The organism is Shinella sp. GW835-FHT14H05 (assembly GCF_058793575.1).
Map to the genome: position 1 here is coordinate 13,366 of NZ_JBXAFY010000020.1, position 21,300 is coordinate 34,665.

Below are 21,300 nucleotides of genomic sequence, written 5' to 3' on the forward strand. Positions count from 1 at the left end.
GCCGGACCGACGCGAGAGCATAATCCGACCGGAGTGAAACGAGGATCGATAAGATTATGCTTCAAAAATAAGGATTTAGAGCGCCGACCTGATTTAATCGGATCGAGCTGCGCTCTAAATCATTCGGCAGGCGCGACCTTGCCGGGCAGGCTCAGATTGCCGGACGCCACCTTGAAGACGTTGCTGACGCAGAGCAGCGGGGCATGCAGGTTGCCGTTGACCTTCAGGCCGGCCGTCACGCCATCGTAGGCAGCACCGGTGATGCCGCCGATTAGCGACAGCGGAATGGCGACGTCGACCGTGTCGCCCTTGAAGCTGGTCGGATAGTCCGGGCTGTCGATCAGGAGCGGCACGCCGGGCCAGGTCTCCGGCACCTTCGGCTTTGCGCCGTCCGGAATGTCGATGACCTTGAGGCCGCCGTCGCAGGCCTTGTCCTCGGCCAGAACCACCCAGTGCGGATGCCAGACATGGCGGTTCTTGCCGCCAAACGCCGCATCGTCGAAATCTGGATGGAAGGTGACGGCAAGCGCGACAATGCCCTGGCCCTTGTCGAAGCCGATCTCGCCGCTGTCGAGGCTCGTCGGCCAGACATAGGCATAGACGCTGGAGCCTTCAAACTTGCCCGTCGCATCGGGCTTGTCCTTGCCCGCCTCGCCGCGCACGCGGGTGGTGAAGATCGCGCTGTCGCCCTTTGTGGCGATCGTCGTCTCGATGATGTCGAAAGAGGCCTGGACCGCCTCCGTAGGCTCCGCCTTGATGGAATGGGCGGAGGCCGTCGCCAGCCATAGCGATGCCGTTCCGGCGATGAGCGCGCCGGTTAAAAATCTGCCGAACATGCATATTTTCCTTTCGTTGCCCGGAGGGGGTTGGATTATCCCGTTTGAAATGCATCCCAGGTGGCAGCCCGGGAGGCGGGATCGGCTTCGACGTGATCGCGGCAATCGATGCGGAGTTCCCGCTGGCCGAAGGCTGCGTCGACGAATTTGCAATGGTGGGGCCGCGCCGCATCCGCATGGGCGAAGGGCGCGAAGTAGCGACAGGTCACGCACATGCGCTGCACGGGGATCGCGTCGGCCTCCTGGAGGCGCCGGATCATCTTGATCAGGGTGACGAGCAGGTCTTCCTGCTCGCCGTCGTCGAGGGCGCCGATCGCTTGGGCGGCAAGGCCTTCCCCCGTGTCGGTCGCGTTGAGCGCCGAGGCTCCGTCGGCCGTCAGCACCACGCTGACCGCGCGTTTGTCGGCCGCGCCCTGCCGCTTTGCGAGAAAACCCTTGCGCTCCAGCGCATTGATCGAATCCGTCGCGGTCGGCTGCGAGACGCCGAGATGGGCGGCGATCTCCTTGACGCCGAGCCCGTCCTTCTCGCGCCCTTCCAGCAGTGTCAGGATCGAAAGCTGCGTCGGGTTCAGGCCGGTGGCCTTCGCCCGGTTCCACTCGTCGACGCGCAGGACCATGCCCACGCGCGAAAGGCCTTCGCGAATGCGGGTGTCGATCGAAAGGGGGGTCTTCGGCGTTTCCATGCCGTTAATATATAGGAGTCCTATATATTTTCAAGGGGCGCAAAACAGCCCGAATGGGAAGGCGTCAGAACGACGCCTTCAGCTGCCCGCCGATGTTCCAGTCCGGCTTGTCGTTTTCGCGGAAGGTGGCGGAAACCGCGGTGTCGAGCTGCCAGCGCTGGTCGAATTTCCAGCCGACGCGCCCGCCGACCGTCGCAAAATTCTGGTCGTCGGCCTTGCCCTTCACATCGCCGACCCAGTCGACGGACGCCTTGACGCCGTTGCTGCCGGCAAAGGTGCGGCCGACCGCGCCAAGCAGGGTATAGTCGAGCCTGTCGTCCAGCCTGCGGCTCCAGGCGAGTTCGGCGCTCACGGTGTCGGAGTGCGAGCGGCCGCCCTTGATGTGAGCTGCGAACAGATTCTTGCCGGAGGCGTCCTCGTCATAGCCGTCGAGGTCGAGCCAGGAGCGGGTGAAGCGGGTAGAGAGCGCGATCTCGTTGGCGTCGTCCGGCGCATAGATCACGCCGAGCCGCCCATAGGCGCTGAACAGCGAGCCGGAGGCGGTGCCGCTGGCGAAGACCAGCGAATCGAGATTCACGTAACTGCGCGACAGCGAGGCCGAAACATCGGGCGATCCCCAGGCGCCGGCCTCGCCAAAGGCCCGCCAAGTGGTGGCGGGCGTGGTGTAGCGCACGGCGCCGGCAAGCAGCGCCAGCGTGTCGAGCGCGTCCTCGGTGCGGTTCGGGTTGACGATGGCGGCACCACCGAGAACACTCACGCCGTTGCCGGCCTCCCAGCGCCCGTTGAAGCCCGCCGCCGCATCCGAGCTGGCGAAGGCGGCGAGATAGCTTCCCTCATCGAAGCGGCTCGTCTGGCCAAGCAGGTTCTGCGCGGTGTCCATCAGGTCGAGCGCGATCGATTGGCGCTGGCGCGCAATCTGGTTCATGGAGCCGACGACCGAGGCCGTGGTGGTGAAGCCGATGCGCGCGAAATCGATCGAGTCGATGGAGAGAGTCGATTCGAAGCCGTTTTCGTCGAGCGGCCCCGTCGCATCGAGGATCACGGCGAGGTCGAGCGTATCGGACCCCGAAACGCCCACCCTGTCGGAGATGGCGACGTCGTCCTGCAACGGCCCCTTGATCTCGTATTTCAGGATCTGCTTGCCATCCTGCGTCGTGCGAAGGGAAGCGGTCTGGCCGTCCTCCGTCGAGGCGAAACCGCGATAATCCACGTTGTAGACCGAGTGCCCGTCCTTCTGTGTCACGGGCACGCTGAGCTTGCAGGAACTGGTGGCGCGCCGCACGCCCGAAGCCCCGCCCGCCATGGCGGAAAAATCGTCGAACAGGATGCTCGTCGCGTTGCCGTCCGGCGATTGCGTGGACGAAAACGTGCCATCCGCGCAGCCATTTGCCGCGAGCGCGAGCCCCGGAAGCTGGACCGAAGCGGCGGCGAGAAGGGCGAGGCGGAGGGGGAGACGCATGCAAAAGATTCCCTGAAAACGGCCGGGCAGCGATCAACGTTGCCCGGCTTTATGCAAGATTAGAAGCAATTCCAGCAAAAGTGCGAAGCGGTTTTGCGTCCGGAATTGCGTAAGAAAACAATCGATAAAGCGTTTTCGTGATTCGGAGAAAAGCGGAAATGCTTTAGCGGCAGGTGCGCCATTGCAGCTGATAGATGATCGCCGCCTTGACGTCCTGCGTGTCGACGGTCGCCATGGCTTCTTGGCCGCGCGTCGTGTTGACGCGAATGCTGGAATTGGTGCGCAGGTTGACGTCCTCGCCGCAGGCCGACCAGATCAGCGATTCCGCCGTCAGCTTGTTGGAGATCAGGTAGTCCTTTTCCTTCGGGCCGGTGAACGTCTGGCGGAAGGCCGGGCCGCGTGTGCCGGCGAAGAAATATTCGACGTTGAACTGCGAGCGGGCGCCGCGCGGCAGCTGGTTGAAGCCGCGATAGTCGATCGCCAGCACCGAGACGCTGCGGCCCTGCGGCACGTGGACCGGGATCGCGACATTGCAGGTCTTGCGGTCGAAGGACTTGCCCGTCTCGCCGCCGGCTTCCACGACATACTCGTCGAACAGCAGGCTGAGCGCCTTGCCATCCGGGCTCAGCGTCGCCGAAACGCTGTCGGCCGGGCAGCCGCTGCCGCCGTAACCGGGCGTACCGAGCGAAATGTCGTCCGCATAGGCGGCCGTGGCAAGAAAGAGGGATGCGAGCACGATACCAACGGTTTTCATGAGTTTTCCTCGATTTCGAAACGAACCTGGTGTTCGTCTGAAGATATGACTGCCGTGACCTGAACCATCGCTGAGCACGACGTTCATTCTGGAGTCATCCGGCCCATAGCAATCTGTACGGTACGCAGTTAACAGCGTTTTAAAGAAAATTGTTCGCAAATGTGCCATTCGAAGGCAAAACCGTGGCACGCGGGCAAGGAGAGGTGAGATGCATTCTATCCCGGCCATTCCCAAACTGCTGATGATCGCGCTGGCCGCCGGTTTCGTCCTTGCCGGCTGCACCACGCAAAGCGCCCCGGATATCCGCCACGGCTATTCCGGTTCGGTCTCGCCGGCGCTGCGGGAACACCAGCGAAAGCAGCGCATCCGCTACGAAGAGGGCAACTACCGCCGGCTCTACCGCCAGAAGGGCTGCCGTCAGGCCGAACGCGGCTGCGATGGCTACGCGCGGTTCTGATCGTTAAAAAACCAAACCCACCCGCGACGTGCGCGGGTGGGTTTGTTCATGCAGCCTGGGCGCTTCTTCTCAGAACTCCTGCCAGTCCGCCTTGGTGTCGAGCGCGGCATTGCCGCTGAAGGCGGAGGCGACACGACGGCCGAGCGCACGAGCAGGCGAAGCGACGGCCGCCTCGTTGCCGCGCGTCGCGCGGGTCGAATGCAGGGCGCCGCCTTCCAGCCTGAATTGGCTGACCAGTTCGCGCAGCCGGACGGCTTCGTTCGCGAGCGTATTGGAAGCCGCGTTCGACTGTTCGACCATCGCGGCATTCTGCTGCGTCGTCTGGTCCATCGCGTTGACCGCCGTGTTGACCTCGGCAAGCCCAACCGACTGTTCCTTGGCGGAGGTGGCGATCGATTCCATATGCGCATTGATCTCGACGATGAAGCCGCTGATGGTCTTCAGGGCCGAGCCCGCGTCGCGCACCAGTTTTACGCCGTTTTCGACTTCCGCCGACGAGTTGTGGATCAGGCCCTTGATCTCCTTGGCGGCCTGGGCGGACCGCTGGGCGAGCTCGCGCACCTCCTGCGCCACGACGGCAAAGCCCTTGCCGGCCTCTCCCGCACGGGCCGCTTCCACGCCGGCGTTCAGCGCCAGCAGGTTCGTCTGGAAGGCGATCTCGTCGATGACGCCGATGATGTTGGAGATCTGCTGCGAGCTGTCCTCGATCTTGCGCATCGCCTCTTCCGCATGGGACACTACCTGCGCGGATTCGGCCGCCGAATGGTTGGCGCGGCCGGCGACGTTCTTCGCCTCCTCGGTGCGCTTGGAGGAATTGGCGACGTTGACGGTAATTTCGTCGAGGGCGGCAGCGGTCTCTTCCAGGGAAGCGGCCTGCTGCTCGGTGCGCTTGGAAAGATCGTCGGTGCCGGCGGCGATTTCGCGGGTGCCGGTATCGAGGTTCGAAATCGAGCCGGAGATTTCCGACAGCGTGGTGCTGAGCTGGGCGACGGACTGGTTGAAGTCTTGGCGCAGCGCTTCGAAATCCTGGGCGAAGGCCTCGTTGAGCTGGAAGGCGAGGTCGCCCGATGCGAGGCGTTTCAAGCCGGCCGCGAGGCCGGAGGTTGCGATGCGCAGCCGCTCCGTGGCGGCGGCCTCGGCTCTTTCCTGCATGGCGATGCGCTCGACTTCGGCGCGCTTGCGGGCTTCCTCCGCCTCCTGCTCCAGCCGCCGGTTGGCAATGGCGCCCTGGCGGAAGACTTCGAGCGCCTTGCCCATGTCGCCGATTTCGTCATCGTTCTTGGCAAGGTCGATCTGCGTTTCCAGCTGGCCATCGGCAACCTGCCCCATCGAGCTGGAAAGCCTGTACATGCCACCGATGATGCGCTTGAAGGTGACGTAGCCGACGACGACAAGCATCAGCGCCAGGGCGGACATCGCGGTAATCGTCATGGCCCAGTAGAACGAGGCGCGTGCGTTCGCCTCGTCGACCGCGGCTTGGGTGCGCTCTTCGAGCTTCACGAAGAAGGCATCGACCGGTTTCATGATCTCGGATTTGAAGCGGTGGTAATCCGGCGAGTTCAACATCTGCGTCGCCTTGCGCTGGGCATCCGGCCCGAGCGTCGCGACATTTTCGACGAGGTTCATCGCTTCGGTTTCGAGTTTGATCAGCGCGTCGGAGCGCTTGCCGGCCTCGTCCAGAAGGGCGAACTCCTCATCGGTGAAACCGGCCTGTTTCATCAGGTCGTGAATGGAAATGGCAGCGCCATCCGGGCGGGGCTTGGCCTCGCCACCCGCGACGAAGTCCCAGTAGATGCGGTGGTAGTCGTTCGGCCGCGCGCGCGTGCCGTTCCGGATCTCGACGACGGCGTTATACTGCTCCTTGTAGGACGGGTCCGCGGTCTCGGCATAGGTCCTGACAAGGCGGGTCAGGTCGTCGGACGACTGGCGAAAGCCGTCGGCCAGAAGATAGGAGCGGTATTTCTGGTCGTAGGCGCTCGTCACATCGCTCGCCGCTCCGTCATAACCCCACAGGCTGCCGACAAGACCGGCGATGGCGACGCCCGTCGCCGAGGCGAGGATGATGAATTGGGTCTTGATTCTCATGATGGACATTTCCTGACGTGGACATGTCTCTTCCGCCGCGCCGAACTCATTTCTGCCGTCATGAAGTCATGCCGCACATGAGTGCAATTGCCCGACGACATCGTCGGAGCGCGTACAGGATGTGGTGTAGAATGGTTAGAAATTCGATAATTTTTCGAGATTTCAAGCGGAAAAGCAGTATTCTTTCGCGATGCACCTTGGAGGTGTATTTGTTTAGTAAGGAAATTTGCAGTTATTTTTTCCTGTTATTGCAATCTGAAGTTTTCGCAAGGAAATTTATACGAATAAATCAGGAAGTAATTCTGTAAAGTAAAAACCTAAACGACCATATTCTGAGTCAGAACGTAATTATATGTATGCATCGGCACGAAAAATGCTGAAGATACGCAAAACATAATTCCGTCCGCGGGTTCTCTGTCCTTGCTTCAGCGCGGAAAAATGCGTCGGCGGGCCTCGCTTTTCCGGTCGTCGGCGAGCCCGTTGCCAAGCTTATGTCACGTCCGTGACAGCTTTTTCTGAGTCGTCCTGCCTATTTTGCTGGCTGCCCCGGATGCCGACCGGGTCTTTGAACCCAAAAAAGCTCTGATCCGACCCCGGCTATCCGGAATCTGCACAACGCACGGGTGCGAAATGACTGATTTGTGACAGCTATTCACCCTGATGAGGAGAATTCACGGTTCCATCGCTCTCGTGCGGTGGATTGCGCTCTATCTCAGCGTTTGCGTAGGTACTCTTGAACGGGATTCTAATTTATCAATTTAAGAGGGAAGGCTGTGGCCGGCTGGCTCACATGAGATGGCAAGCGCCTTTCCCACGCCCAACGCGACCCGGAACGCCAAGGGATGAGGTTATGTAAGAATGCAGTGCAATATCAGGGCCTTACAGGTGTTCGAATGTGTGTTTCGCCACCGTTCCATTGCCAAGGCGGCCGATGAGCTGGCGATTACCCGTAGCGCGATCAGCCATCAGTTGCGCTACCTGCGCACCCAGATCGGCGAGGACCTGATCGAGAAAACCGGCCGCGACCTGTCCTTTACCGAGCGCGGCACCAAGCTTGCAAAGTCCTTGTCCTTTGCCTTCGCCCAGATCGAGCACTCGATCCAGAAGAGCATCAGCGAGACGACGCCGGCGCTTCGCGTGGCGGTGTGCACGTCCTTCGGCTCCGGCTGGCTGATCCCCCGGGTGAAACTCTATGCGCATGCCGCCGACTGTCGCATGCAGATCAAGCTGCAGGCCTACCAGCCGGATCTCAGCGACGCGATCGCCGACATCTTCTTCACGACCACGCCGATCAAGGACGGTTTCTGGAGCGTGAAGCTATTGCCCGAGGATCTGGTTGCCGTGGGCACGGCCGAGCAAATCCCGCCCGATCGCAAGCGCGGTTATGCGCTCATCACGACGGAGGTGGAGGAGCGCGGTTTCATGGCGGATTGGCAGGGTTATCTCGAGCTCGTCGACCGCAAGGACCTGCTGGACAATGCCGCCGTGCTCGGTGCGAGCCATTATCTCTTCGCCGTGGAAATGGCCGAGCAGGGCCTGGGCATCGCGCTGGTGCCGCATTTCCTGGCCGAGCAGCGGGTGTCCGAGGGCGGGCTCCAGGTTTGGAACGACGCGCGCATGCCGTCGGGCCGCGCCTATTATCTCAACGTCAAGCACGCCCGCCGCAACGAGACCGATATCCGCAACTTCGTCAACTGGGTGCGGCGCATGGTCGTCGATGCGCCGGCCGAACGCTTGAGCGTGCCGAACGGCGCCTGAACGGCGAGCCGGTCAGGCGAGGCCTTCCGCCGCCGCATAGGCGGTGAGCACGTCCTTGATGTTGCGGTCGTCTTCGCGCGGCAGCAGCGCGCGCGTGGTGATCGAATCGAGATGATGGGCCATCAGCTTCGAGGCGTCCTCGGCCTTGCCGGCGATCAGGCTGTCGAGCAGCTCCTGGTGTTCCGACACGGCGCAGTCCGAGGAATGCGGCCGGCCGTAGAGCGCCAGGATCAGCGAACTGCGGGCGACGAGCTCGTTCACATAGCGGATGAGGCTGGCATTGTTGGTCATCTGCGCCAGCATCGTATGGAACTCGCCGGCGAGCCGGATCGAGGTCGCATGTTCCTTTTCGGCATCCTCCGCCGCGATATGGGCGGCGAGGATGTCGATCTGCTCCTTGGTGAGCTTGCCGGCAAGCGTCTCGACGACGAGGCGCTCCAGCGCCATGCGCGTCAAAAACAGGTTGCGGCCCTCTTCCAGCGTCGGGCGCGCCACCGTCGCACCCTTGTTGGGGCGCAGGTCGACAAGGCCTTCTTCGCTGAGCCGCACCAGCGCCTCGCGCACGAGGGTGCGGCTGACGCCGAGCCGTTCGCCGATCGAATCCTCGGGCAGCTTCGAGCCGGGCGAGAGCGCCTGGTCGAGGATGGCGCGCTTCAGCGCACGATGAACGGCCTGCGAGCGACCGCGGCCCAGATCGTCAACTTTCTTCGCCATGCGGCAGTCTCCATAGTCATAAAATATATCGCGCAAATTGCACACAAAGGCCGATTCTGTCCACCGGTTCGCGCGCCGCGCGCGGGATCGTATGGGGCCGAAGACCAGCCTCCGGCGCATATTCCTTCTCACCAATGGCGACACCTCTTTACACTCGAAGAAATGCGGCTTGCTTCGCGAAGATATGCATACAATAATTGCATCCCATAGATTAAAGCTATTGCATGCGTGCCCCGACAGCGGAAATGGCACCGAAGGCTAGAAGGATGGAACGAGCATCATGACGACATTTCCCGCATCCGGCCGCATCGACGGTCCGGTTCTCCTCACGGCCCGCTGGGTGGTCGGCCACCGGGACGGCCGCCACGTCATCTTCGACGACGGCGTCGTGGTCTTCGAGGGCGATACGGTCGTCTTCGTCGGGCACGATTATCCCGGCGAGGTCGCAGAGCGTATCGACTACGGCAATGCCATCCTCTCGCCCGGCTTCATCGATCTCGATGCACTGTCAGATCTCGACACGACCGTGCTCGCCTTCGACAACCAGCCCTCGTGGAAGAAGGGCCGGGTCTGGCCGAAGAGCTACATGGACCGCGCCTACGAGATGTACACGCAGGAAGAACTGGCCTTCCAGAAGCGCTACGCCTTCGCCCAGCTCATCCGCAACGGTGTCACCACCGCGCTGCCGATCGCCTCGCTGTTCTACCGCGAATGGGGCGAGACGGATGCCGAATTCTCCGCCGCCGCCGATGCGGCGCACGACCTCGGCCTGCGCGTCTATCTCGGCCCGGCCTATCGCACCGGCAACAGCTATGTCGACGAGAACGGCAAGATCGCCTTCCACTATGACGAGGAACGCGGCTTCCAGAGCTTTGCCGCCTCGCTCGCCTTTGCCGAGCGCATCGAAGCTGAGGCCTCGCCGCTGGTGCGCGCCATGCTGGCGCCCGACCGCATCGAGACCTGCACGCCCGAGCTGCTGCGCCGCACGGCGGATGCCGGCCGCGACCTCGATATCCCGATCCGCCAGCATTGCTGCCAGTCGGAGCTGGAATTCGACCGCATCACCAGCGCCTATGGCATGACGCCGCTGGAATGGCTGGAGTCGCTCGGCGTGCTGAACGAGCGGATGCTGCTGCCGCATGGCGAACTCGTCGCCGGCACGCGCAATGTCGATCGCCCGGGCCGCGACCTCGATATCCTGAAGAATGCCGGCGCGACGCTGGTGCATTGCCCGATCGTCTCGGCCCGCCACGCCGGCTTCATGGACAGTTTTTCGAAATTCCGCGACATGGGTGTGCGCATCGGCCTCGGCACGGATACCTGGCCGAGCGACTTTATCCAGAACATGCAGGTCGGCATCCTGCTGTCGCGCGTCATGGATGGCTCGATCGACAGCGTGCGTTCGGAACACTATTTCGACGCCGGCACGCTGGGCGGCGCGGATGCGCTGCGGCGGCCCGATCTCGGCCGGCTCCAGCCTGGCGCCAAGGCGGATATCATCGTCATCGACATGGGCCACGACCGCATCGGCCACGTCATCGACCCGATCCAGACGCTGATGATGTCGGGCTCCGGTCGCGACGTGACCAATGTCATCATCGATGGCCGCTTCGTCATGGTTGATGGCAAGATCCCCGGCTTCGACGCCAAGGCGGAGCAGGAGAGGGCGCAACGCCAGTTCGACGGCCTCGTCGCGCGCTATCCCGAGCGCACCTATGGCCATCCGCCGGTCGAGCAGATCTTCTCCTCCAGCTATCCGCGCCTTCGCCGCTAAGTTTTACCGCTCCGGCAGGTGGAAGGCCTGCTGGAAATAGGAGCGGAAGGCGAGCATGGGCGGCGAGAGTTCCATGTTGCGGCGCCAGGCGAGGCCGACATCCATCGCTGGCACCGGATCGCTGATATTGACCGTCTCGATGCGCCGGCCCTCCAGCGACCAGGGCCGGTGCACCATGTCCGAGAGGATCGCCACCCCCTGGCCGTTGGCGACGAGCGATCGCGTCGCCTCGACGGAGGACGTGCGCAGGATGACGCGCGGCTGGTAGGGCGTGGCGCTCCAGTATTTCAGCGCCGAATGCGCCGCCTCGTCCACCGTCAGCATGATATAGGGCTCTTCCGCGATCTCGCGCAGCCCCACCGTCTCGGCCTGTAGCAGGGGATGCTGCGCCGGCAGCCAGAGGCGGCGCGTCGAGCTCAGCACCTTTTCCGTGATGAGCGCCGGATTGAGGATGTTGGAGGTGAGCAGCACCGACATGTCGTAGCGGTTGCTGAGCAGCCCTTCCTCGATCGACTCGCGATTGAGCTCGAAAAGCTGGATTTCCAGCTTCGGAAACAGCCGGCGCAGCCGCTCGATATGCAGGGGCAGGAAATAGCCGATGACCGTATAGGTCGCCGCGACGGTCAGCGTGCCCTCGATCTCGCTGCTGACGACGTTGAGATGCATCGCCTCGTCGACCTTCTTCAGGATCTCATAGGCATGCGACAGGAACTGCCGGCCGGCGGATGTCAGGTCCATGCCGTGCGGCGTGCGCAGGAACAGGCTGACGCCGACGGTGCGCTCCAGCTCCTTGATCGCCGTGGTCACTGCGGACTGGGAAATCGACAGGTCGACGGCGGCCTGCGAGATCTGGCCAAGCTCGGCGGTCGCGACAAAGTAGCGGATCTGTCTGAGGCTGATCGTCAAGGCTGTGTGCCCCTATCTGGTTTCTCGCGAAGCGGTATCAAAAAATCAGAACAGGCGATATCGAAATGGGCACGAAGCCGCTCCATTGCGGGCATTGCCAACCTATCCAACTGTTTTACCTTGTTTTTGCAGCGCAATAAAAATGGGCATCATGTTCTGATTTTCAGAATTCATATATGTAAAAATAGAATTTTTCAAATGAAGATAGATGGCCTAGCGTTTCCCTCGTCCGACAAAAGCATGTGAGGGAAGAGACATTGCGTGAGGTAGTCGACATCAACTGCGACATGGGCGAGGCCTTCGGCCGCTGGCGCGTCGGGGATACCGATGACGCATCCCTCATGCCGCTGATCAGCTCGGCCAATATCGCCGCCGGCTTCCATGCCGGCGATCCGAGCCTGATGGACCAGACCGTCCGGCTTGCCACCCAGCACGGCGTCGGCATCGGCGCCCATCCGGGCTACAACGACCTCCAGGGTTTTGGCCGCCGCAAGATCGCCGGCACCGCCAAGGAACTCGTCAACGACATGGTCTACCAGGTCGGCGCCATCAAGGAATTCGCCCACCGTCACAGCGCCCGCCTCCAGCATGTGAAGCCGCACGGCGCGCTCTACATGGAACTGGCGGTCAATCCGGAACTGTCGCAGATCTTCGTACAATACATGCGCACCGTGGAGCCGAACGCCTACATCTTCTGCATGGGGGGCTCGGCCACCTGGCGCGCGGCAATGGAGGTCGGCCAGCCGGTCGTGCGCGAATTCTACGCCGACCGCGACTATGACGACAGCGGCTCCATCGTCTTCACCCGCGATGCCGGCCGGCCGGACCCCGCGGCCATCGCCCGCAAGGTCGTGCGCGCCTGCAAGGAAGGCAAGGTCAAGACCGTCAAGGGCAACGACATCGCCATCGACTTCGAATCCATCTGCTTCCATTCCGACACGCTCGGCGCGCTCGACATCGTGCGCCAGATGCGCGAGGCGCTCGTTGCCGAAGGCATTCGTATAACGCCCGTCTCCGATGTGGCTGGGCACTAGAGCAATTCCAGCAAAAGTGTGAAGCGGTTTTGCGTTCGGAATTGCGAGAAAATTGAACATTTCAGTGGAGAGAGACATGAGCAAGATCGAGATCAGATCGCCCCTGCCGGGCACCTTCTACCGGGCCTCCTCGCCGGATGTGCCGCCGTTCAAGGCGGATGGCGCCAGCGTGGCGAGCGGCGATGCGATCGGGCTCATCGAGGTCATGAAGACGTTCCAGGAAGTGCCGGCAGGCGTCGACGGCAAGAACATCACCTTCCTCGTCGACAATGAAGAGCCGGTCATGGCCGGCCAGGTCATCGCCGAGGTGGAGGCATGACGATCCGCTCGCTCCTCGTTGCCAACCGCGGCGAGATCGCGGTGCGCATCATCAAGGCGGCGAAGGCGCTGGGCATTCGCACCGTGCAGGTCCATAGCGCCGCGGATGCCGACATGCTGGCGGTGAAGCTCGCCGATGCGGCCGTCGACATCGGCTCACCGGCGCCCAAAAAATCCTATCTCAACATCGAGGCGGTGGTGAACGCCGCCAAGGCGGCCGGCGTGGATGCCGTGCATCCGGGTTACGGCTTCCTGTCGGAAAATGCCGATTTCGCCGATGCGGTGGAAGCGGCGGGGTTGATCTTCATCGGCCCGAAGGGTGACGCGATCCGTCTGCTCGGCGACAAGGTCGCCGCGCGTGAGGTTGCTGCCAAGGCCGGTGTTCCGACCGTGCCGGGCAGTGCTGGACGCCTTGCAACGATCGAGGAAGCCCGGGCCGTGGCGGCGAAGACCGGTTTCCCGATCATGATCAAGGCGGCGGCAGGCGGCGGCGGTCGCGGTATCCGCATCGCCGCCGACCTCGCCGACCTGGAGCGCCATTTCCCACAGGCCTCCGCGGAAGCATTGGCTTCGTTCGGCGATGGCGGACTTTATCTGGAGAAGGTCATCACCAAGGCGCGCCATGTCGAGGTGCAGATCCTCGGCGACGGAAAGAACTTCATCCATTGTTTCGAGCGCGAATGCTCGCTGCAGCGCCGCCGCCAGAAGGTCTGGGAAGAGGCGCCGTCCTTCCTGCTGCCCGCCGATGTGCGCACCCGGCTTTGCGACAGCGCCGTGGCGCTTGCCCGCGAGGTCGGCTACCGCGGCGCGGGCACGGTCGAATATCTCTTCGATGAAGTGACGAACGAGTTCTACTTCATCGAGGTCAACACCCGCATCCAGGTCGAGCATCCGGTCACCGAGATGATCACCGGCATCGACCTCGTCGAAGAAATGATCCGCATTGCCGGCGGTGCGCCGCTGTCGATCCGCCAGGAGGATGTGCAGGCCGAAGGCCACGCCATCGAGTGCCGCATCAATGCCGAAGACCCGGCCAAGGGCTTTCTGCCGGCACCGGGCACCATCACCAGGCTCGCCGTGCCGGAAGGCGAGGGCATCCGCTTCGATACGATGCTCTACGAAGGCTACACGATCCCGCCCTTCTACGACTCGCTCGTCGGCAAGCTGATCGTCTGGGCCGAGACGCGTGATGCCTGCCTCAAGAAGCTGAAGGGCGCGCTCGAAGGCCTGACGATCGAGGGCATCCGGACGACGGTGCCCCTGCATCTGGCACTTGCCGAGGACGACAGCGTCCGGCGCGGCGCCTTCGATACCCGCTTCCTCGAAACATGGCTTGAAACCGAATTCGCCGCGAAAGCCGGCGCGACTGCGGAGGTTGCCTGATGAGCATCAGATACACATTCGGGGGCGATGAGCACCTCTTCGTCGAATGCAGCGAAGACATGTCGCTCGAAGCCTTCTTCAAGAGCCTCTCCATGGCGAAGGGCGTGCGCGAAAGCGGCATCAAGGGCGTCACGGAGATCTGCCCGGCCAATGCCTCGTTCCAGATCAAGTTCAACCCGGATATCATCCATCCCGACGATATCCTGAAGGAAGTGAAGTCGATCGAGGGCGCGGCCGCCAAGGCCGAGCCGGTTCTGAAGACCCGCATCGTCGAAATCCCCGTCTTCTATAACGATCCCTGGACGCACGAAACACTGATGCGCTTTCGCGAGCGCCATCAGGACCCGACGGGCACCGACCTCGACTACGCCGCCCGCATCAACGATTACGGCTCGGTCGACGATTTCGTCGGCGCCCATTCCGGTTCGCCTTGGTTCGTCTCGATGGTCGGCTTCGTCGCCGGCCTGCCCTTCATGTACCAGATGGTCGAGCGCCAGCGGCAGATCCAGGTGCCGAAATACCTGCGCCCGCGCACGGACACGCCAAAACTGACGGTCGGCCATGGCGGCTGCTTCGGCTGCATCTATTCGGTGCGCGGTGCCGGTGGCTACCAGATGTTCGGCATCACGCCGATGCCGATCTTCGACCCGACCCAGACGACCAGTTATCTGCGCGATTTTATGGTGTTCTTCCGCCCCGGCGACATCGTGAAGTTCAAGCCGATCGACCGCGATGCCTATGACCAGGCGGTCGAGGATGTCGACAAGGGCCGCTTCGCTCCCCCGATCCGCGAGGTGAGCTTCGATCTGAGGGAATTCCAGAAGGATATCGACGGCACAAACGCCAAGCTGGAGGGCATGCTCTATGGCCATTAAGGTTCTCCACCACGGTCTCGCGACCACCGTCCAGGATCTCGGGCGCCCCGGCTATTTCCACCTCGGCATCCCCGTCGGCGGCGCGATGGACCGCTACGCGATGCGCGCGGCAAACCTGCTCGTCGGCAATGACGAGGGTGCCGCCGGCCTCGAAGCAGTCTTCATCGGCCCGAAACTCGAATTCACCGAAGACGCGCTCGTCGCCATTACCGGCGCCGACATGCCGGCCAAGGTCGATGGCGTTGCCCAACCCGGCTGGACCGCCTTCAAGGTCAAGGCCGGCCAGACGCTGACTTTCGACTTCCTGAAATCCGGCGCCCGCATCTGCATCGCCGTCTCCGGCGGCATCGACGTGCCGGAAGCGCTCGGCAGCCGCTCGACCTATCCGATCGGCGCGCTCGGCGGCTTCAAGGGCCGGCCGCTCGCCGCGGGTGACGAACTGCCGGTCGGCAAGGGAAGCCTTGCCAACGAGGGCAAGACGGTTGCCGAGGAGTTGCGTCGCAAGCCCGGCATGCCGGCGGAACTGCGCGTGCTGCCGGGCCTCTACTGGCACCGCGTCACCGAGGAATCGCAGGAAAACTTCTTCGCCGACGAATGGAAGGTGGCGAACGAGGCGGACCGCATGGGCTATCGCTTCAAGGGCGGCCGCAAGCTCGATTTCGTCGAGCGCGAGCAGCCCTTCGGCGCGGGCTCCGACCCGTCGAACATCGTCGATAGCTGCTACCCCTACGGCTCGATCCAGGTGCCGGGCGGCACGGAACCGATCATCCTGCACCGGGATGCCGTCTCCGGCGGCGGCTATTTCATGGTCGGCACGGTCATTTCCGCCGACATGGACCTGATCGGCCAGCTTCAGCCGCACACGCCCACCCGCTTCGTCAAGGTGACGATGGAAGAAGCGCTCGCCGCCCGCAAGGACCGTGCCGCACTTCTGGAGAGGCTGCGCGCGACCTTCAACTGACACCAAACGCATTCATCAAAACAAGAGAGGGAACTAGAATGAACACGCTCGTCAGAACTGCACTCGCCACCACGGCCCTGGCCTTCGCGCTCAACGGCGCGGCCGTGGCCGAGACCTGGTATCCCTATGACGCCCAGGCGATCGAGCCGCCGTTTGCCGCGGACGGCAAGCCGGTCGACGTGAAGTATGAACCGCTCGCCAAGGCCGAAAAGCCCTGGAACATCTGCGTCTCCTTCCCGCATATGAAGGATGCCTACTGGCTCGGCGTCGATTATGGCGTCGCCGAACAGGCGAAGGACCTCGGCGTCAAGATGAACCTCGTCGATGCCGGCGGCTATACCGAACTCGCCAAGCAGATTAGCCAGATCGAGGATTGCGTCGCCGGCGGCGCGCAGGCCGTGGTGATCGGCGCCATCTCGTTCGATGGCCTGAACAATCTCGTCTCGGAAGTCACCAAGAAGGGCATCCCGGTCATCGACGTCATCAACGGCATTTCCTCGCCGGACGTCACGGCCAAGTCGCTCGTCTCCTTCTACACGATGGGCCATGAGACCGGCGCTTACCTCGCCAAGAAGCACCCGGCGGGCAGCGATCCGGTCAAGGTCGGCTGGTTCCCAGGCCCGGCCGGTGCGGGCTGGGTGGAAGCCGCCAACAAGGGCTTCATGGAAGCCGTTGCCGGCTCCGCCGTGCAGGTGCTCGATCCGAAGTTCGGCGATACCGGCAAGGAAGCGCAACTGAAGCTGGTCGAGGACGTGCTGCAGGCAGAGCCCGACGTGCGCTACATCGCCGGCACGGCGGTGACGGCGGAAGCCGCCCAGGGCCTCATCCGCGAACGCGGCCTCAAGGGCCAGGTCGAGCTTCTCGCCTTCTACATGACGCCCGGCGTCTACGAGGGCATCAAGCGCGGCTTCATCCTCGCAGCCCCGGCCGATTCCATGGTCATCCAGGGCCGTATCGCCATCGACCAGGCGGTGCGCGCGCTGGAAGGCAAGGAACTCACCAAGCATGTCGGGCCAAAAATCTTCGTCGTCGATCCGTCGAATGTCGAGACCGTGCTGCAGACCAACATCCTGCCGCCGGACGGCTTCAAGCCGGTCTTCGGCGTGAACTAAGCGAACCCAATGCGGCCCCGGCATTCGCCGGGGTCGCCATAGGAGAGGGGACGAGGGTGACCGGTTCCGCGATGCCGCTCGTCGAGATGACGGGCATTACCAAGTCATTTCCGGGGGTGAAGGCGCTGGATGGCGTGTCCTTCACGCTGATGCCGGGCGAAGTGCATGTGCTGTTCGGCGAGAACGGTGCCGGCAAGTCGACGCTGATCTCCATCCTGTCCGGCGTCTATCCGCAGACGGCAGGCACGCTGTTGCTGAATGGCGATGCGGTCTCCTTCGCCTCGGTGGGGGACGCCAAGAAGAACGGCGTCGCTGCCGTCTTCCAGGAATTTTCGCTCGTGCCGACCATGAGCGTGGCGGAAAACATCTATCTCGGCAGCGAGCCGAAGCGCGGCCCCTTCACCGACAAGGGCGCCATGCGCCGCGGTGCCGAAAAGCTCTTCGCCGATCTCGGCTTCCCGATCGACGTGCGCCGCTCCGTCGTCAGCCTCTCGCGCGCCGAACAGCAGATGACGGAAATCGCCAAGGCGATCCATTCCGAGGCGCGCATCCTTATCCTCGACGAGCCGACCGCCTCGCTCACTGAACGAGAGACGGAAACGCTGTTTCGCATCGTGCGCGAGGCGAAGGCCCGCGGCGTCGGCATCGTCTATATTTCCCACCGCATCCAGGAATTCTCCCAGATCGCCGACCGCATCACGGTGCTGCGCGACGGCAAGCTGATCGGCACGGTCGGCGTCGATGCACTGTCTCCCAAGGCGCTCGTCGAGATGATGACGGGCCGCGCCATCGACGAGATTTACCCGACGATCGCCCGTAAGCCGGATGGCGACGTGCTGCTGTCGATCCGCGGCCTGAAGGCCTGGGGTGTCGGCGGCGTGGATATCGATGTCCGGGCAGGCGAGGTGCTCGGCGTCGCCGGCCTCGTCGGCAGCGGCAAGTCGCGCACCTGGCGGGCCGCCGTCGGGCTGCTGCCGATCAAGGCCGGCTCCGTGACGCTGAAGGGCAGGGACGTCACCCATGCGCCGACCCGCCGCTTCGTCGGCGACGGCGTCTTCTATTTGCCGCCGGACCGCAAGTCCGAAGGGCTGATGCTGTCGGCAACGACCCGCCGCAACATCGATCTCGGTGCGCTTGAACGCGATGAAGCCTCCGGTTTCCTCGGCGCGCTCTCGCCGGCAAAGTTGCGCACCATCACCGATGGTATCGCCCGGCGTGTCGATATTCCCGAAAACTACATGGGCCGCGCCATCTCGACACTGTCGGGCGGCAACCAGCAGAAGGCGCTGTTCGGCAAGGGTTTCGGCCGCGACTACGACCTCTACATCTTCGACGAACCGACCGTCGGCGTCGACATGGGCACGCGTGCAGCCCTCTACCGGCTGATCAAGGAACTGGCGGAGGCCGGCAAGGCCGTCGTGGTCATCTCCTCCGATCTGCCCGAAGCCATGAACCTTGCCCACCGCCTTGTCGTCTTCTCCGCCGGCCGCATTTCGGCGGAGCTTGAGGGCGACGCCATCAACGAGGAAACAATCCTCGCCTCCTTCTTCTCCCATGAAAGGCCAGACGCATGAACACCAGCGCCCAACCGGTGGCGGAGACACAGGCTTCGGCCGGCTCGCCGATCCTCGCCTTCCTGCGCACCGTCTTCGTGCGCGCCGGCGTCCTGCCGTTCTTCCTCGTCGCCGCCCTCATCATCTTCACGCTCGCCTCGACGCAGTTCCTGTCGGTGCAGAACCTCACGAACGTTGCGCGCCAGTCGGTCTACCTGATCCTCGTGTCGCTCGGGCAGATGCTGGTGCTCATCACCGGCGGCTTCGACCTGTCCGTCGGCACGGCGATCGCGCTGACCTCCGTGGTGTCGGCGACGGCGATGGTCGCGGCGTCCGGCATGTTTCCGGATGCCGTCTGGCTCGTCATCGCGCTCGGCCTTGCCGCGGGCTTCGGCTCGGCGCTGCTGATCGGCACGCTCAACAGCATCGGCATTGCCGGCTTCAGCGTCTCGCCCTTCATCATGACGCTCGGCGTGCAGTCGGTCGGTGCCGGCATCGCACTGTTCATCACCGGCGGCGTGCCGGTCTCGGGCCTGCCCTATGAGTTCGGCGAATTCTTCGGCTTCGGCCGCATTTTTGGCGTGCCCGTGCCGGTGCTCGTCGCGCTTCTGGCGATCGCCGCCATGTGGATCCTGATGAACCGCACCCGCACCGGCGCGCAGATCTATGCCGTCGGAGGCAATATCAAGGCGGCGCATCTGTCCGGCATCAATACCCGCCGCACGCTGTTCATCGCCTATGTCGTCTGCGCGCTGCTCGCCTCGCTCGCCGGCATCCTGCTGACGGCGCGCGTCGAAAGCGGCGAGACCAATCTCGGCGGCACCATCGCGCTCGAATCGATCGCCGCCTGCGTCATCGCCGGCGTGTCCTTGCGCGGCGGCATCGGCCGTGTCGAAAGCGTGGTGCTCGGCGCCTTCTTCATCGTTCTCGTGCAGAACGGCATGAACATCATGCAGATCGGCTCCTACATGCAGATGGTGCTGCTCGGCAGCCTGCTCGTGCTCGCCGTCGTCATCGACCAGTTGCGTTACCGCATGCTGGTCGGCAGCCGCTAGAGCATTTCCAGCGAAAGCGGCATCGCTTTGGCGTCGGATAATGCGGCTCTAGAATGGAGCGGGAACTTCACGGAACCCGCTCCTCGCCTGCATCGTTTCCCTTGCAGATTTTGGCCGATAATAGTCTATAGATTTACTGGATAAATCTGATTAGACTGCCGGCCACGGTCTTCGCAGGAGGGAATGCATGACGCTCAAAACGGATGTGGCCGTCATCGGCTCCGGCCTTTCGGCCGTTGCGCTGACACTCAACCTCATCGACCAGCTGCCGCCGACCGCAAAGGTCAGCCTTGTCGGGAAAGCGGCCGCGCAGGGCCGGGGCATCGCTTACGCCACCAAGGCCGAGTGCCACCTCCTGAACGTGCCGGCCGGCCGCATGAGCCTCTTCGCCGACCGTCCGAATCACTTCCTCTCCTGGCTGGCCGAAGAGGGCTATCCCTGGTCGGCGGACGATTTCGTGCCGCGCCGGATCTATGGCAACTATGTCCGCGACTGCCTCGATGCCGCGCTGAAGCGCACCGGCAATCGCGCAGCCCTCACCCTCGTCGATGCCGAGGCGCTCAGCGCCGAAGCGGAACAGGATGGCGGGCTGTGTTTCGCGCTGTCGGATGGCACGCGCCTTTCCGCGCGTGCTTCGGCACTGTGTACGGGCGCGGGCACGCGCCGCCTGCCTTTGCCGGAAGAGGCGCTGTCGCCCGCGGTGCGCGGGTCCGTCGTGCACGATCCCTGGGCCGATGCCTGGTGGGAGCTCCTGCCGGCGGATGCAGACGTGCTCTTCGTCGGCACCGGCCTCACCACGGTCGACCAGTTGCTGCTTTTGAAGCGCCGCGGTTTTCGCGGCACCCTGCATGCCGTGTCGCGGCATGGCCTGCTGCCGCAGGCGCACCTCGCGCGCCGTGCCGATCCGGTGGAGACCGTGCTTGTCCCGGGCGAAAGCGAAATCAGCGCCATGCTCGCGGCGCTGCGCGCCCAGGCCATCGCCGCGCCGGACTGGCGGGCCGTCATGGATGGCCTGCGCCACACGACGCATGAATTCTGGCAGGCCCTGAGCGAGGCGCAACGCAGCCGCTTCCTGCGCCATGCCGCCTCCTTCTGGAATGTTCATCGCCACCGCATGGCGCCTGCCGTTGCCGAGGAGATCGACGACCTTCGCCGCTCCGGCCAGCTCGTCATCCACCGCGGGCGGCTGGAGGCGCTGCGCCGGGAAGACGGCCGGCTGGCCGTCGATCTGCGCGGGGGCGCGTCGGTGACGGCCGACCTGGTGGTCAACTGCACCGGGCTGGACCGATGTACGGTCAGCGCCTCGCCCCTGCTGAAGAGCCTCTCGGAAAAGGGCCTCGTGCGGGCCGATCCGCACGGCCTCGGCATCGCCGTCGACGACGAGGACAGCGTTCTTGCCGCCGATGACACCAGCAACGCGCGTTTCTTCGCGCTCGGGCCGCTCACCGCCGGCCGCCATTGGGAGATCACCGCGGTTCCCGATATCCGCGTCCAGGCCCGCGCGGTTGCCACCCGCATCGGCGCATTGGTCGCGGCCGGATGAGCAGGCGGCGCCGGCGCCAGGAATGGCAAGCCGGTTCCGC

19 protein-coding genes are annotated in these 21,300 nt (G+C 63.6%); 12 read left to right on the plus strand and 7 right to left on the minus strand.

Features of this window, described 5'->3' with window-relative positions; all coding sequences use genetic code 11:
- Positions 1-119: 119 nt before the first annotated feature.
- The 4 genes from AC1Q6Z_RS31535 to AC1Q6Z_RS31550 form a co-directional block, all read right to left on the minus strand.
- A complete protein-coding gene (locus AC1Q6Z_RS31535; RefSeq protein WP_439616452.1) occupies positions 120-836 on the minus strand; it encodes a hypothetical protein in 717 nt (238 codons plus the stop codon).
- Between the two features lie 35 nt (positions 837-871).
- On the minus strand, positions 872-1,519 hold the full coding sequence (locus AC1Q6Z_RS31540) for a MarR family winged helix-turn-helix transcriptional regulator (protein WP_492650251.1): 648 nt from the start codon (positions 1,517-1,519) through the stop codon (positions 872-874).
- A gap of 64 nt (positions 1,520-1,583) precedes the next feature.
- Positions 1,584-2,978, minus strand: a complete 1,395-nt coding sequence (locus AC1Q6Z_RS31545) for a DUF4360 domain-containing protein (RefSeq protein WP_492650252.1) — start codon at positions 2,976-2,978, stop codon at positions 1,584-1,586.
- A gap of 163 nt (positions 2,979-3,141) precedes the next feature.
- Positions 3,142-3,732: a DUF4360 domain-containing protein gene (locus AC1Q6Z_RS31550; protein WP_256118388.1), complete on the minus strand. Its 591-nt coding sequence runs from the start codon at positions 3,730-3,732 to the stop codon at positions 3,142-3,144.
- A gap of 208 nt (positions 3,733-3,940) precedes the next feature.
- Between AC1Q6Z_RS31550 and AC1Q6Z_RS31555 the strand changes: the two genes are divergently transcribed.
- Positions 3,941-4,189, plus strand: a complete 249-nt coding sequence (locus AC1Q6Z_RS31555) for a hypothetical protein (protein ID WP_492650253.1) — start codon at positions 3,941-3,943, stop codon at positions 4,187-4,189.
- Between the two features lie 69 nt (positions 4,190-4,258).
- Here the strand turns inward: AC1Q6Z_RS31555 and AC1Q6Z_RS31560 are convergent, their stop codons facing one another.
- Positions 4,259-6,274, minus strand: a complete 2,016-nt coding sequence (locus tag AC1Q6Z_RS31560; RefSeq protein ID WP_492650254.1) for a methyl-accepting chemotaxis protein — start codon at positions 6,272-6,274, stop codon at positions 4,259-4,261.
- Positions 6,275-7,132: 858 nt separating this feature from the next.
- Between AC1Q6Z_RS31560 and AC1Q6Z_RS31565 the strand changes: the two genes are divergently transcribed.
- Entirely contained in the window at positions 7,133-8,032 is a 900-nt protein-coding gene (locus tag AC1Q6Z_RS31565; RefSeq protein WP_492650255.1) for a LysR family transcriptional regulator, read from the plus strand.
- Positions 8,033-8,044: 12 nt separating this feature from the next.
- Here the strand turns inward: AC1Q6Z_RS31565 and AC1Q6Z_RS31570 are convergent, their stop codons facing one another.
- On the minus strand, positions 8,045-8,746 hold the full coding sequence (locus tag AC1Q6Z_RS31570; RefSeq protein ID WP_256118391.1) for a GntR family transcriptional regulator: 702 nt from the start codon (positions 8,744-8,746) through the stop codon (positions 8,045-8,047).
- Positions 8,747-9,026: 280 nt separating this feature from the next.
- Here AC1Q6Z_RS31570 and AC1Q6Z_RS31575 point away from each other — a divergent pair, with 280 nt between their 5' ends.
- Positions 9,027-10,520, plus strand: a complete 1,494-nt coding sequence (locus tag AC1Q6Z_RS31575) for an amidohydrolase family protein (protein ID WP_492650256.1) — start codon at positions 9,027-9,029, stop codon at positions 10,518-10,520.
- A 3-nt stretch (positions 10,521-10,523) separates the two neighbouring features.
- On the opposite strand, the gene AC1Q6Z_RS31580 is transcribed toward AC1Q6Z_RS31575, so the two are convergent.
- The gene (locus tag AC1Q6Z_RS31580) at positions 10,524-11,426 is read right to left on the minus strand and encodes a LysR family transcriptional regulator (protein WP_256118393.1); all 903 of its coding nucleotides are present in this window, start codon (positions 11,424-11,426) and stop codon (positions 10,524-10,526) included.
- 257 nt (positions 11,427-11,683) lie between these two features.
- On the opposite strand from AC1Q6Z_RS31580, the gene AC1Q6Z_RS31585 reads away from it, so the two are divergent.
- From AC1Q6Z_RS31585 to AC1Q6Z_RS31625, 9 genes are all read left to right on the plus strand, one after another.
- On the plus strand, positions 11,684-12,460 hold the full coding sequence (locus AC1Q6Z_RS31585; RefSeq protein WP_256118394.1) for a 5-oxoprolinase subunit PxpA: 777 nt from the start codon (positions 11,684-11,686) through the stop codon (positions 12,458-12,460).
- 76 nt (positions 12,461-12,536) lie between these two features.
- The gene (locus AC1Q6Z_RS31590) at positions 12,537-12,779 is read left to right on the plus strand and encodes an acetyl-CoA carboxylase (protein WP_256118395.1); all 243 of its coding nucleotides are present in this window, start codon (positions 12,537-12,539) and stop codon (positions 12,777-12,779) included.
- Positions 12,776-14,161, plus strand: a complete 1,386-nt coding sequence (locus AC1Q6Z_RS31595) for an acetyl-CoA carboxylase biotin carboxylase subunit (RefSeq protein WP_492650257.1) — start codon at positions 12,776-12,778, stop codon at positions 14,159-14,161. The genes AC1Q6Z_RS31590 and AC1Q6Z_RS31595 overlap by 4 nt, the downstream gene beginning before the upstream one ends.
- The gene (locus AC1Q6Z_RS31600; RefSeq protein WP_069062901.1) at positions 14,161-15,036 is read left to right on the plus strand and encodes a 5-oxoprolinase subunit B family protein; all 876 of its coding nucleotides are present in this window, start codon (positions 14,161-14,163) and stop codon (positions 15,034-15,036) included. Before AC1Q6Z_RS31595 ends, AC1Q6Z_RS31600 begins: the two co-directional genes overlap by 1 nt.
- Positions 15,026-15,997 carry a 5-oxoprolinase subunit C family protein gene (locus AC1Q6Z_RS31605; protein WP_492650258.1) on the plus strand — a complete coding sequence of 324 codons (972 nt, stop codon included), beginning with the start codon at positions 15,026-15,028 and terminating at the stop codon, positions 15,995-15,997. Before AC1Q6Z_RS31600 ends, AC1Q6Z_RS31605 begins: the two co-directional genes overlap by 11 nt.
- Before the next feature lie 38 nt (positions 15,998-16,035).
- A complete protein-coding gene (torT, locus tag AC1Q6Z_RS31610; RefSeq protein ID WP_492650259.1) occupies positions 16,036-17,109 on the plus strand; it encodes a TMAO reductase system periplasmic protein TorT in 1,074 nt (357 codons plus the stop codon).
- Between the two features lie 56 nt (positions 17,110-17,165).
- Positions 17,166-18,683: a sugar ABC transporter ATP-binding protein gene (locus AC1Q6Z_RS31615; protein WP_492650260.1), complete on the plus strand. Its 1,518-nt coding sequence runs from the start codon at positions 17,166-17,168 to the stop codon at positions 18,681-18,683.
- A complete protein-coding gene (locus AC1Q6Z_RS31620) occupies positions 18,680-19,717 on the plus strand; it encodes an ABC transporter permease (protein WP_256118401.1) in 1,038 nt (345 codons plus the stop codon). Before AC1Q6Z_RS31615 ends, AC1Q6Z_RS31620 begins: the two co-directional genes overlap by 4 nt.
- 187 nt (positions 19,718-19,904) lie before the next feature.
- Complete coding sequence (locus AC1Q6Z_RS31625; RefSeq protein ID WP_492650261.1) at positions 19,905-21,260, plus strand: FAD/NAD(P)-binding protein; 1,356 nt, start codon at positions 19,905-19,907, stop codon at positions 21,258-21,260.
- The last annotated feature ends 40 nt before the right edge of the window (positions 21,261-21,300 follow it).